The 12,542-nt window shown below is 37.4% G+C and carries 13 protein-coding genes; 12 read left to right on the top strand and 1 reads right to left on the bottom strand.

Going from position 1 to position 12,542, the window contains the following annotated elements; translation table 11 throughout:
- Positions 1–61 precede the first annotated feature (61 nt).
- The 7 genes from I5435_RS03740 to I5435_RS03770 all read left to right on the top strand — a co-directional run bounded on the left by I5435_RS03740 (position 62) and on the right by I5435_RS03770 (position 5,472).
- Positions 62–1,378, top strand: coding sequence for a GntP family permease (locus tag I5435_RS03740; RefSeq protein ID WP_337983277.1), 1,317 nt, complete (start codon positions 62–64; stop codon positions 1,376–1,378).
- A 15-nt stretch (positions 1,379–1,393) separates the two neighbouring features.
- Positions 1,394–2,155 (top strand): 3-hydroxybutyrate dehydrogenase, encoded by a 762-nt coding sequence (locus I5435_RS03745; RefSeq protein ID WP_029747191.1) that lies wholly within the window; start codon positions 1,394–1,396, stop codon positions 2,153–2,155.
- Between the two features lie 17 nt (positions 2,156–2,172).
- Positions 2,173–3,357: an iron-containing alcohol dehydrogenase gene (locus I5435_RS03750; RefSeq protein WP_337983278.1), complete on the top strand. Its 1,185-nt coding sequence runs from the start codon at positions 2,173–2,175 to the stop codon at positions 3,355–3,357.
- Positions 3,358–3,506: 149 nt separating this feature from the next.
- Positions 3,507–3,680 carry a hypothetical protein gene (locus tag I5435_RS03755; protein ID WP_337983846.1) on the top strand — a complete coding sequence of 58 codons (174 nt, stop codon included), beginning with the start codon at positions 3,507–3,509 and terminating at the stop codon, positions 3,678–3,680.
- 2 nt (positions 3,681–3,682) lie between these two features.
- The gene (locus tag I5435_RS03760) at positions 3,683–4,087 is read left to right on the top strand and encodes a DUF1700 domain-containing protein (RefSeq protein ID WP_337983279.1); all 405 of its coding nucleotides are present in this window, start codon (positions 3,683–3,685) and stop codon (positions 4,085–4,087) included.
- Between the two features lie 268 nt (positions 4,088–4,355).
- Entirely contained in the window at positions 4,356–5,123 is a 768-nt protein-coding gene (gene fadH / locus I5435_RS03765; RefSeq protein ID WP_337983280.1) for a 2,4-dienoyl-CoA reductase, read from the top strand.
- Positions 5,124–5,232: 109 nt separating this feature from the next.
- Positions 5,233–5,472, top strand: a complete 240-nt coding sequence (locus tag I5435_RS03770) for a hypothetical protein (protein WP_024362241.1) — start codon at positions 5,233–5,235, stop codon at positions 5,470–5,472.
- A gap of 109 nt (positions 5,473–5,581) precedes the next feature.
- On the opposite strand, the gene I5435_RS03775 is transcribed toward I5435_RS03770, so the two are convergent.
- Positions 5,582–6,418: an alpha/beta fold hydrolase gene (locus tag I5435_RS03775; RefSeq protein WP_337983281.1), complete on the bottom strand. Its 837-nt coding sequence runs from the start codon at positions 6,416–6,418 to the stop codon at positions 5,582–5,584.
- A 285-nt stretch (positions 6,419–6,703) separates the two neighbouring features.
- Between I5435_RS03775 and cbpB the strand changes: the two genes are divergently transcribed.
- The 5 genes from cbpB (at position 6,704) to I5435_RS03800 (ending at position 12,535) form a co-directional block, all read left to right on the top strand.
- Positions 6,704–7,147, top strand: a complete 444-nt coding sequence (cbpB, locus tag I5435_RS03780) for a cyclic-di-AMP-binding protein CbpB (protein WP_024362239.1) — start codon at positions 6,704–6,706, stop codon at positions 7,145–7,147.
- 68 nt (positions 7,148–7,215) lie between these two features.
- A complete protein-coding gene (locus I5435_RS03785; RefSeq protein WP_024362238.1) occupies positions 7,216–8,103 on the top strand; it encodes a transcriptional regulator CcpC in 888 nt (295 codons plus the stop codon).
- Positions 8,104–8,367: 264 nt separating this feature from the next.
- Positions 8,368–10,758, top strand: coding sequence for a hypothetical protein (locus I5435_RS03790; RefSeq protein WP_024362237.1), 2,391 nt, complete (start codon positions 8,368–8,370; stop codon positions 10,756–10,758).
- Positions 10,758–11,693 (top strand): ABC transporter ATP-binding protein, encoded by a 936-nt coding sequence (locus tag I5435_RS03795; protein ID WP_024362236.1) that lies wholly within the window; start codon positions 10,758–10,760, stop codon positions 11,691–11,693. Before I5435_RS03790 ends, I5435_RS03795 begins: the two co-directional genes overlap by 1 nt.
- A complete protein-coding gene (locus I5435_RS03800) occupies positions 11,690–12,535 on the top strand; it encodes an ABC transporter permease (RefSeq protein ID WP_024362235.1) in 846 nt (281 codons plus the stop codon). The genes I5435_RS03795 and I5435_RS03800 overlap by 4 nt, the downstream gene beginning before the upstream one ends.
- Positions 12,536–12,542: the final 7 nt, after the last annotated feature.

Consider the following 12,542-nt stretch of genomic DNA (forward strand, 5'->3'; position numbering starts at 1 on the left):
CGCCATATAGCAATATAAGATGTAACTCTATAGCACTTTCTAAAAGATAGGTGGGATGTGGATGTTAGCGTATATTGGGCTTTTTGGAAGTTTAGTACTACTAGTCTATTTAACAATGAGGGGTGTCAATTTACTAATTTCAGCACCATTAACTGCTTTAATTGCAGCTTTAACAAATGGTCTTGCTTTCTTCCCACAAACTGCAAATGACAATCAAGCTAATTTCTTAACAAGTTATATGGATGGATTTACGGGCTTCGTTGGTTCTTGGTATTTAATGTTCATGGCAGGTGCCATTTTTGGCAAGGTAATGGAAGATACAGGTGCTGCTGATAGTGTTTCAAAATGGATTGTTGAAAAAATTGGGGTGAAGTATGCTACATATGCCGTAGTACTGGCAGCAGCTGTACTAACATATGGTGGTGTCTCAGTATTTATCGTAGCCTTCTCTGTTTATCCGATGGCGATTAGTTTATTTAAACAGGCGAATCTTCCAAGACGCTTTATTCCTGCGGCACTTGGTTTAGGTTCTGTAACGTTTACAATGACGTCAGCAGGCTCACCAGAAATCCAAAACTGGATTCCGATTCCCTATTTAGGAACAACCCCATATGCAGGTTGGCAGGTGAGTATTGTCGTTGCATTATTTATGGCGATCGGTGGAGCACTATGGTTGAATTGGATGATTAAACGGGCAGTGAAAAAAGGGGAGGTATTTATCGAACGTTCAACAGATCCTGTAGTTGACGAAACGCGTAAATTACCTAGTCCAATCTTAAGTTTAGTACCATTAGTAGTCGTTTTATTGATTTCGTTTATCTTCCATGACTCTCTTGGCACATCAGCTCTAATTGTTGCATTAACGAGCGGTTGTATTATGGCGTATTTAGTAAGCTATAAATATGTAAAATCAGTTAGTGCAACGTTAGCCGCAGGTGCAATGGGCGCTGTTGTAGCTATTGCAAATACAGCAGCAGTTGTAGGCTTTGGGGGCGTTGTAAAAGCTACACCATCATTTGTAGCAACTGTCGATGTGATGACAAATATCCCTGGCAATCCACTTATAGGGGGAGCTGTTGCAATCGCAGTAATAGCCGGTTTAACAGGTTCAGCTTCAGGTGGTCAAACAATTGCAATGCCACTATTAGCTCCTCACTATATTGATATGGGCGTTAATACGGAAGCATTACACCGCACAATAGCCATTGCATCTGGCTCGCTCGATTCATTACCACATGGTGGTTATGTAGTGACGACAATCAATTCTGTATGTAATGAAAAACATAAGGATGCCTATTTGCCTTTCGGTGCTTTAACCGTTGTTATACCAATTATTGGGACTATCGTGGCGATCGTATTATTCTCACTTGGAATGTAGGAGGGATAGCAATTGATGGAAGGTAAAACAGTATTTATAACGGGCTCTGCTCGTGGAATTGGCCTATCTATTGCTCAAGCATTTGCTGAACAAGGAGCAAATGTTGTTATTTCAGATATAAATGAGCAACGATTAGCTGAGGTGGTAGCACAAAATCCACACTTAACAGCCTATACATGTGATGTCACGGATGAACAAGCTATTAGTGAGGCGATTGCTTTCACAGTTAGTAAATTTAATAGCATTGATATTTTGATTAATAACGCAGGATTTCAACATGTATCTTACATCGAAGATTTCCCCACAGAAGTCTTTGAACAAATGCAAAAAGTAATGCTTGTAGCGCCATTTATTACGATGAAATATGCCTTACCCCATATGAAGAAAAATAAATTTGGTCGCATTCTAAATATGGCATCGATAAACGGTGTTATTGGATTTGCTGGTAAAGCGGGTTACAACGCAGCAAAGCATGGCTTAATAGGATTAACAAAAGTCGCTGCACTTGAAGTAGCCAATGACGGTATTACGGTTAATGCCATCTGTCCAGGATATGTGGATACAGCATTAGTTCGTAATCAATTTACAGATTTAGCAAAGACACGTGGGATTCAAGTAGAAGAAGTGTTGGAGCAGGTGCTATATCCACTTGTCCCGCAAAAGCGCTTGCTTGATGTTTCAGAAATTACAGGGCTTGCACTTTATTTAGCAAGTGATGTGGCCAAAGGTTTAACAGGTCAGGCGATTGTATTAGATGGCGGTTATACTGCCCAATAATGGAGGAGCGATGCGTTATGATACAAACAAAAACAAATTTCACAGTAAATTCTCCTGCGACGATTGTTTATGGAAAAGATGCATTTGAAGAAGTAGGCGTATATGCCAAAAAACTAGGTTCGAAGGCACTTATCGTTAGCGATCCAATCATGGATGGATTAGGGTTTGTTAATCAGTGTAAGGCATTATTAACAGCGAATGGTTTGGAAGCGGTTTCATATTTAGGTGTAACAACTGAGCCAGTGGATACGTATGTAGCACAAGGTCTTAGTATTTTGCAAACAGAACAGTGTGATCTTATCATTTCTGTTGGGGGTGGAAGTTGTATCGATACAGCCAAAGCAATTGCTGTTGTAGCAACAAATGGTGGTTATATCGGCGATTATATGAAACTAGCGAAAATCGCCGAGCAATCACCTATCCCGCATATAGCTGTTCCAACAACAGCAGGCACAGGCTCTGAAGCAACAGATGCTACAGTGATTACCAACACGACGAATGATGTGAAAATGATGATAAAACAACCAGCTTTTATGCCACCAATTGCCATTGTCGATCCGATGCTAACGGTAACCTCTCCTCCAGCCATTACAGCGGCGACGGGTATTGATGCATTAAGCCACGCAATTGAAAGTTATTTGTCTCGTTTAGCACATCCTTATTCGAATGTGCTTGCGTTGTCAGCAATGGACTTAATTATTCATAATATTTTGAAGGTCTACGAGCAAGGGGACGATATTGATGCGCGAGAGGCGATGTCTTTAGGCTCAATGCAGGCAGGACTGTCGTTTTCCAATGCATCAGTTGCTTTAGTACATGGTATGTCACGTCCTATCGGTGCACTTTTTCATGTGCCTCATGGTATTTCCAATGCGATGTTACTACCAGCGGTATTAGAATTTACCAAGGATGCATGCGTGGAGCGCCTAGCAGATATAGGAAAATTTTTCAACGCAAAAGGACAGTATAGTACCCAAGAGGAACTAGCGACTTTAGCTATCGACTCAATAAAAGAATTATGTAAAAAGATGAATATTGGCAATTTACAGCAATGGGGTATTGAGGAGGATGCATTTTATGCGGCAATTCCGAAAATGGCAATCGATGCAATGGCAAGTGGTAGTCCTGCCAATAACCCTAAAGTGCCAACACAGGATGAGTTAATGGAGCTGTACAAGGTTGCTTATCATTATGAGTTTTAAATAGTATGAGACAGAGTGCCTTCCGTTAAGCAAAAGAGGAAGGCGCTTTTTGATTAGTTGAAGCTTTCATTTGCTACTTGTAGTGTTCTTAAAATTTCTTAGATAATATATATCATTAAAGAATATAATTATATAAATTATACTTACCAATAGTACAACGATTGACGGCGAATGATTATGTGGATGTATTTTCAGAAGAATACGAAGGAAGAATTAGAAAGTATTACCGTATTACAGATTTAGGAAAAGCATTAGTAGAAAATAGACTGAAGGAGTTAGAAACAATATTAAACTATTTTGAAGAAATTAAGGGGGTGGATTAGTCGTGGATAATCACAAGATAAATGACTATATACGTCAACTGGAAATGGAGTTAGAGCCATTACCAAAAAAGGATAGAGATAATCATGTCATGGAAGTAAAAGATCATTTATTGCAGTCCGTAACGAATGGCAAATCAGTGGACGAGGTATTAAAAAGCTTTCTTTTACCTAACGAATTAGCTAAGGAAATTAAAGCTGAGTATCAATACTTGTATAGTGCACCTTCTGTTGAAAATCTGCCTCCTATCAAACAAAAGAGTAGCAAAAAGATATGGATTATATTGTCTGTTTTAGTAGTGGTCATTATTTTCCCTGCTTTTTTAGCGATTGCTGTATTTATAGCAAATGTATCAGATAAACCTACTGACACAAATGGAATTGTTGAGTATGAAGAAATCAGAAATTAATAAATAAAAACGAATTATTTAACATTGGGGAATGCTAAATAATTCGTTTTTATTTGTCTTGAGTTTGTTGTTTGAACGATTCGATTACATGGAAAAATCATAATAACACTAAAATGACCAAGAGCGTCAAGTTAGTCTTTTTGTTTTCATAGGTTGATATTCTAAAAAATACAGATATCCACAAATAGTAGAATTAATATGACATTTACGAGAAAATATAGTAAAATAAAATGAATGGTTATTCATTTTTCTTAAAGGGGGAAGTACGATGTTGCAGGGGAAAACGATTATTATTACAGGTGGTTCAAGTGGTATGGGGCTTTATATGGCGAAGCAATTCGTTGCTGAAGGAGCAAACGTTGTAATTGTAGGGCGTAACGAAGAGCGATTAGCGGAGGCAAAAGAGTTTATATTAGCAGCAGGCAATACAATCGAAACATTCCAGATGGATGTTCGTATACCAGAACAGGCGCAGGCAATGGTGGCGTTTGCAGTTGAAAAATTTGGTCGAGTGGATGGACTTGTCAATAATGCTGCTGGTAATTTTATTGTGCGTGCAGAAGATTTGTCGCCAAATGGTTGGAAAGCAGTTGTGGATATCGTTTTAAATGGTACGTTTTATTGTTCTTCTGCTGTCGGTAAATATTGGATTGACCAAAAAATTAACGGATCGATTATTAATATGGTGGAGACCTATGCTTGGAATGCAGGTGCTGGTGTAATACATTCGGCGGCTGCAAAAGCTGGTGTATTATCAATGACAAGAACGTTAGCTGTTGAATGGGGCAAACGTTATGGTATACGTGTCAATGCCATTGCGCCAGGGCCAATTGAACGAACGGGCGGAGCAGCAAAACTTTGGGAATCAGAAGCAGCAGCAGCTCGTACACTTGATGCTGTACCACTTGGACGCATCGGTACACCAGAAGAAATAGCGGATTTAGCAACTTTTATGATGTCGGATAAAGCCAGCTATATGAATGGTGAATGTGTCACTTTAGATGGAGGACAGTGGTTAAATCAGTATCCTTTTTAGCATTATCTAGGCTGTCAATGTAGTTAAGTGACTTTTTCCTTGTTGAAATTCATTGCATAATGAAGAGCGGTGTTGATACATACTAAGGGCAAAGAAAGGAGTTTTGCCTATGAGTATGTGGTTGATACCGTCTCTTATTGCAATCACAATCATTTCGGTTATTTCATTTGTTTCGACTATGAAAATTGCCAAAATGACGTCAGAGCGGAAATCAGAAAAGGATACACCGATTTCAGAAACAGTCGAAGAATATGCAACGATGCTAAATCCAATTGTTTGGGTGTACATCATCTTTTTACTTTTTTTAGGAATAATGATTTTTTACTACTGGACTAAGACAGGGTATTAATCAGATTTCAACGAAGTATCACATTTGCCTTGGTTTATGTGATACTTCGTTTTGACATTTGTAAAGATTATGTTCCCACAAACTTTAAATATTATAAGAAAATTTTTTGTTATTGTGTTGTCGTTTTTACAAAGCTATTAAATACTCCTTCTTCCTCGACGAAGGGATTATGACTACTTTCTTCAAAGATTGTTAAGTAAGCATTTGGTATAAGAGAGGCAATTTCTTCAGAAAAAACTAAAGGGCATTGCGTGTCATATTTGCCACAATAAATATAAGTAGGCAATTTTATTGTTTTTAAACTTTCAGTGAGATCAAAGTTCTTTAGTTCAGTAGATATAAAGTAATCTAATCTTTTGTTTACTACCTTTCCGCTATTAGGTCTTGCCATGATTTTGTCATAGTGTTCTTTTTTATAAATGGACATGAGGTTCCATTCTTTATTTAAAGCTCTTCTTTCTTCAAGACTTTTTGTCGGATCTTTAAGCAGTTTTAAAATTTCCAATAGCCTCGAATTATTCGGATTACTTTTACAGTAAATGCTATCAGGATGCGACATATAATGCGAAGATGCGGATAAACCACCTATTATTATTTTTTTCAAAGAATTAGGATGCATCAATGCATAATTTAACCCCAGCATGCCACCTGTAGAGTGTCCAGCAAAACTCCATTGTGCAAAGCCTAATGCACTTCTAATAGCTTCTAAATCTTGGACACTATTTTTAAAACTGAAATCATCGTGTACTGTTGAATCACTTGAGTTTCCACAGCCCCTTAAGTTTATTAAATAGACTGTATAGTGTGTAGTAAAAGGTGCAGCGAAAATATTGCCATTACTATTAAACGCTGTATATTGATGTGTTATACAGAGTGGCTCACCTTTTCCCATTTTAAAATACTCGAAGTTTCCGCGAGGAGTTTCAACCATATTTTGCGTCCACATAAAATACCTCCAATGTTTTTTATTTCATTATAGCAATACAAAAATGTAAAAAATTAGTTTTTACAACTGTGCAAAGATTTTATAGTCGGTCTTTTGCATTAACTTTAGAAAAACGGGGAAAATAAATTGATATTTCATATTGTCTAAAACAAAAATATCCATAATATACATTGTTTATGAAAAACTCTTCTTGACCTTGTCGTGGTCATAGTCGGAAACATTGTGATATGATAAAAGAGAAGGATCCTGTTCTGCAAAGCAAGGACAGAAAAGGAGAAGAAGTTCATGATTTCAACTAACAGCAAAGACTTATTAGCAATGCCAATTAGTGATTTTATTATTTCATCCGAAAAGGTTGCACATGTACAAAGTGGTAATAGTGCCGAGCATGCACTGCTTGTACTGACACGTACAGGGTACTCGTCCATACCTGTATTAGATTTGAAATATCGCCTTCAAGGTTTATTGAGCATGAAAATGATTACAGAATCTATTCTAGGTCTCGAACATATTGAATATGAAAAATTACCAAATATTAAAGTAGATACAATAATGGAAAAAGATATAGCCGTTCTAAAGATGACGGATACTTTCCAACGAGCTTTAGATTTGGTTATTAACCATGCGTTTTTATGTGTAATAGATGAAGATGGTACATTTGCAGGGATTTTAACAAGACGCGTTATTTTAAAACAGTTGAAAAAATATATCTATCAAAAAGAGAAGTAGTGTAAGAGGGGACTCAGGTGCAACATCTTGAGGTCCCCCTTTACTTGTATTGGAGGTTTAGGTGATTGATGGCAACAGAGGCAGAAATTTTGAAAGTTTTAGCTGAGGAACGCAATATGCGTAAAGCAGCGGAGCGGTTGTTTTTATCGCAACCTGCACTTTCACAACGGTTGCAATCGATTGAAAAAGATTGGGGTGCACAGCTGTTTATTCGTTCGCAAAAGGGGCTTACAGCAACCCCTGCAGGAGAGCACGTTATAGCGTATGCAACAGATATGCTTGCTAAAAAAGAAGAAATCTTTGAAATGATTCAATCGTTAACAACAAAAGTAAATGGGACATTGAAAATTGCTTGTGCTTCCATTGTCGGGCAAAACTGGCTTCCTAAAATAATAAAAGATTTTGTAACAAAATATCCAGAAGCTAAAATATCACTTATGACTGGTTGGAGCTCGGAAATTGTCAAAGCTTTATATGAGGGCGAGGCCCATATTGGCATTGTGCGTGGGCAGGTTGATTGGAAAGGTGAAAAGATTCATCTTTTCCGCGATACGTTGTACTTAGTAGATCGGGAGTTAAAAACGATTGAAGATGTGCTGACAACTGATCGCCCATTTATTCAATTTAAAAGTGATTCCAATTACTATCAGGAAATACAGCAATGGTGGCAACAGCATTTTGCTTCAAATCCTAGAAGACAAATTTTAGTAGACCAAATTGAAATATGTAAGCAAATGGCGTTAAATGGCATAGGTTATGCCATACTACCGTCCATCACGCTAAATGAGCATGATGGGGTTAATAAAATTGCGCTCACTAACAATGAAAAAGAATTTGGTTTAACACGAGATACATGGTTAATAGGCTATGAGTCTTCCTTTGAATTACGCCAAGTAGAAGCATTTGTAGAGGTTGTACAAGATCATGCCCGATGCCTGTTTGACTATACAAATTAAATATTTTCATGCTAAAGTGGCTTCGGATTAAAGAGTAAAGTGTTAGATTGATCGCATTCATTCTAACACTTTTTCGTATTGTCCATGCTGTCCCGCAGGTCGCGTCTTCGCTACCATTAATTAAATTGTTTGAGTGCCTGGCACCTCCCTAAATCTTAAGAGTTTATGAATATTCATGAAGATATCATAAGAAATGGAACAAAATGCACAAAAAAACGTATAATTATGTAATCATCTAAAAGCAAAGGAAAAGGGGTTGAGTTTTTGAAGAAATTAAATATTACCGCACTAATAGTTTTATTAATGCTTGTTATGAGCTATGCTCTGCCTATTTCTGAGGCGAGCGCCGCACCTACTTTAGAGGTACAAGCTAAAACAGGAATTGCAGGAAAGGCAAAATATCAATCAGTTACGCCTTTGCAAGTAACTGTAAAAAATAACGGGCCTGATTTTTCTGGAGATATGGCGATCAATGCCTTTAATTCTTATCAAGCAGCTTCAGCACTAGTTGTGCCAATAGATATAGCAGCAGGTGAGGAAAAAACAGTTACACTTTATTTGGACGGTTTAGCTGATTATGGGTATTCCGATGGCGATGTTTTTGCCTTTTATGAGGGCAACATTGAAAAAGGAAAAAAAGTTGCTTATAAAGGAACAAAGCGGTTACAGGCGAATTTTTTAGAAGCCAATTCAACATTTATTTATACGTTAACAGATAAAAGCGACCGTTTGACTGCCTATTTAAAGTTACCGCAACTTTTTCCATCCAATAGTGTAGAAGTATTTAACTTAAATCAATTAAAAGACTACACATTACCTGATGTTGCACAAGGCTATGCAATGGCGGATATCATTGCAGTAGATGAGGTTGCCATAGCTGATTTAACGCAAAAACAGCAGGAAGCATTATTAAGATGGGTGCAAGATGGTGGTACATTATTGCTTGGCAGCTCTGAGCAAATCAATGCAACTGCAGGTATTTTTAAAGAATATTTGCCACTTACATTATCCCAACAAACGACGACTGTTTCAGCAGATAGCTTAACGAAATTATCGGGAGGCGGTATTTTCACGCAGGCAATTTCGGTCTATACAGCAACGGAAAATGAAGGCAGTATCCCTGTTTTAAAAGACAATACTAATATTCTAGCTGCTAAGAAAAAGGTTGGTAGTGGAGAAATTGTCCAAACAACTTTTTCATTAGGAGACCAGCCATTAGCATCTATGGACGGCTATGCGGCATTAACAGCGAAAATGTTCGACATTCAAACTATGTCTCAGCAAACAGTGATGCAAGGTCAATCTACAATGGATCAGCTTTCTAGCGAGTTAGGTAGTATTAACGAATTATTCCCATCATTCGAAGTGTCCGTTAGCTATATGCTTATCGTCATTATTCTTTATATTTTAGTAATTGGTCCAATCCTTTACTTTGTATTAAAGAGAATGGATAAACGAGAGCATGCATGGTGGGTTATTCCTACGATTTCAGTGGTACTGTCGATTGTCCTATTTGTTTTTGGCGCAAAAGATCGTATTGTGCAGCCACAAGTACAACAATCCGCATTCTTTAAAGTAAATGAAGATAGCAGCGTGAATGGTTATTATGTAGAATCGATTTTAACAAATCGCAGTGGTGATTTTGTAGTGAATGCTGATAAAGATACGACTGCAGTAGCTTTCCGCAATAATTATAATCTTACAGGTTCAGTAGGCGCGTTACATGAATCGTCGTATATTAAGGAACACGCCAATGGATCCGCATTAACATTGCGCGATTTAAGTTATTGGTCTGTCCAATCTTTTGGGGGGAAAACAGCTGCTCAAAAGATAGGTAAAATGGATATTGATATTACATTGAAAAATGAAAAATTGTCTGGGACAGTTAAAAATAACTTCCCGTTTGCATTAAAGGATGTCACGGTTATTTCGGGTACAAAAGAAGTGAAGCTTGGTGATATTGAACCAAATGCTACACTGAAGGTGGACAAAGAGCTGAAAACAACAGTTCTTCAAAAACCAACACACTTTAATAATTATAATTATAACTATCCAAAGTCGAAGGAAGAGGTTGACCCATTACGCATTGAGCGCATGAAGTCTCAAGCCCTTCTATTACTAGAAAGTGAGAAACAACCTGTCATTACAGCTTGGGCAGAGCAAGCAATTGTAGGTGTAGAACTTGAAACAAGTGTCAACATGTCACCTATTTCTTATTTCGTACAGCCATTCGATGGAAAAGTTGAAATGTCAGGTCCATTTACGTTAAAACGTAATAACTTTTCATATAATTTGAGCGCACAATCGCCAAATGCCGTTTTCGATAAAATGGATGAGCAATTAAATACTTGGTACATGTCAGAAGGTTTATATGAATTGTCGATAGAGATGCCAGACCATTTTATGGACTTTGTTCAAACCCTAGATGAACTTACAATTTCGAATAAAGATGTTCAACGAATGCAGTTATCCATTTGGAATAACAAAACGGGCGACTATGAACCGTTAGTTGATACGAAGCAAGTGTTTACAAATGATATTACGCAATACTTCAATGATAAGGGTAAGCTGCTGTTGGAGATTAAATTTGGACCAGATCAAACAGGCGAGCAGACAAAATTACCTGAAATAGAGCTGAAAGGAGTGGCGAAGTAATGATAGAGATTCGTGATTTAACGAAAAAATACGGCGCTTTCACAGCACTAGATCATTTAAATCTATCACTGGAGGAAGGTGTAGTATTTGGCTTTGTAGGGGCTAATGGTGCCGGAAAATCGACAACGTTTTCGATTTTAGCTACATTGCTATCCCCAACTTCAGGCGATGCATTGATCAATGGAAAAAGTGTGATTAAGGAACCGAAAGAAGTTCGGAAACAAATAGGCTATATGCCAGATTTCTTTGGTGTGTACGATCAACTTAAAGTAGATGAGTATTTAGACTTTTATGGGGCGAGTTATGGCATTGGCGCGCAGGAGCGTAAAGTTCTTATACCGCAGTTATTAGAGTTAGTTAATTTAACGAATAAACGTTTTGAATATGTTGATTTACTATCGCGTGGGATGAAGCAACGCCTTTGTTTAGCACGAGCTCTGATTCATGATCCAAAGGTCTTAATATTGGATGAACCTGCTTCAGGCCTAGATCCACGCGCACGAGTAGAGATGCGAGATATTTTAAGAAATTTAAAATCCATGGGGAAAACTATTTTAATCTCCTCGCATATTTTGCCAGAGCTAGCGGAAATGTGTGATGAAATCGGCGTTATTGATAATGGTAAATTGATTGCACATGGCAATGTTGCTTCCATTCAAGCTCAGCTACAAGGTGAAAAGCGAATCGTTATCAAAGTATCAGATTGTTTACAAGAGGTACGCGCATTTTTAGAGGAAGATCCATTAATTTCTTCAATAGATGTTATGGACAATCGTTTAGAAATTGCTTTTAACTATCGCGGCACAGATCAGGAACAAATAGTATTACTGAAAAAAGCGATGCTTGCAGATTTACCAATTTATGCATTAAGCGAGGAAGAAAAAGATTTAGAAGACGTCTTTATGGCGATTACGAAGGGAGCGGACAGTCAATGATGGAAAGATTTTATAATCCCGTCCTTGTAAAAGAATTGAAGTTACGCTTCCGTTCTTTTAAAAGTTTTTCTGGTTTAATGTTTTATCTAGCGGTGATTTGTATTTTTATTGCAGGTTTCTTACTGCTGACAACAGAATTTACGGGCAAAGGGTTTTTTAGACCTGATACAAGTTTTATGATGTTTGCCGTACTAACAATATTGCAAATGGCACTCGTTCTTTTCATTACACCGAGTTTAACTGCTGGGGCAATTAGTAGTGAACGAGAAAAACAAACGTTAAATATTTTATTAACAACAACACAAAGCTCGACACAAATTATTATTGGTAAATTATTATCTTCGGTAGCATTTTTAGTATTGATGTTAGTCGCAGGGCTACCATTGTATAGTTTAGTCTTTCTATTTGGTGGGGTATCCCCTTCCCAACTAATTTCAATCTTTTTATTTTACCTATTAACAGTTGTTGCAATCGGTAGCGTTGGAGTTATGTTTTCAACTATTACGAAGAAAACGATTGTTGCTATGATTGCTACGTATGGCTCCATCATTTTCTTAGGAGGAATTACAGCATTTTTCTTCTTCCTATCAATGGCATTCCATCAAATGGGCAATACGATTGCTACAAGCTCATCCTTTATGACGTACTTCTGGGCTTCGATTAATCCAGGTGCATTAATGCTTACGCTTATTTCGCCCTCTATGGGAGATGCGTTAGCAGAGCTAAGTGGCATTGATATACCGGTATGGATAACCTACTTACTAATTTATGTTTTGATTATTGTGTTAAGTTTAACGATTGCGATTAAGAAATTACGTGCCAATATGAAAAGTAATCGATGAGGAGGAA

The organism is Lysinibacillus sp. C5.1, from assembly GCF_016350185.1.
Classification (GTDB): Bacteria; Bacillota; Bacilli; order Bacillales_A; family Planococcaceae; genus Lysinibacillus; species Lysinibacillus sphaericus.

Coding starts and splice junctions, on each gene's coding strand:
- I5435_RS03740 (WP_337983277.1), top strand. CDS start 62: ATGTTAGCGTATATTGGGCTTTTTGGAAGTTTAGTACTACTAGTCTAT.
- I5435_RS03745 (WP_029747191.1), top strand. CDS start 1,394: ATGGAAGGTAAAACAGTATTTATAACGGGCTCTGCTCGTGGAATTGGC.
- I5435_RS03750 (WP_337983278.1), top strand. CDS start 2,173: ATGATACAAACAAAAACAAATTTCACAGTAAATTCTCCTGCGACGATT.
- fadH (WP_337983280.1), top strand. CDS start 4,356: ATGTTGCAGGGGAAAACGATTATTATTACAGGTGGTTCAAGTGGTATG.
- I5435_RS03770 (WP_024362241.1), top strand. CDS start 5,233: ATGAGTATGTGGTTGATACCGTCTCTTATTGCAATCACAATCATTTCG.
- I5435_RS03775 (WP_337983281.1), bottom strand. CDS start 6,418: ATGTGGACGCAAAATATGGTTGAAACTCCTCGCGGAAACTTCGAGTAT.
- cbpB (WP_024362239.1), top strand. CDS start 6,704: ATGATTTCAACTAACAGCAAAGACTTATTAGCAATGCCAATTAGTGAT.
- I5435_RS03785 (WP_024362238.1), top strand. CDS start 7,216: ATGGCAACAGAGGCAGAAATTTTGAAAGTTTTAGCTGAGGAACGCAAT.
- I5435_RS03795 (WP_024362236.1), top strand. CDS start 10,758: ATGATAGAGATTCGTGATTTAACGAAAAAATACGGCGCTTTCACAGCA.
- I5435_RS03800 (WP_024362235.1), top strand. CDS start 11,690: ATGATGGAAAGATTTTATAATCCCGTCCTTGTAAAAGAATTGAAGTTA.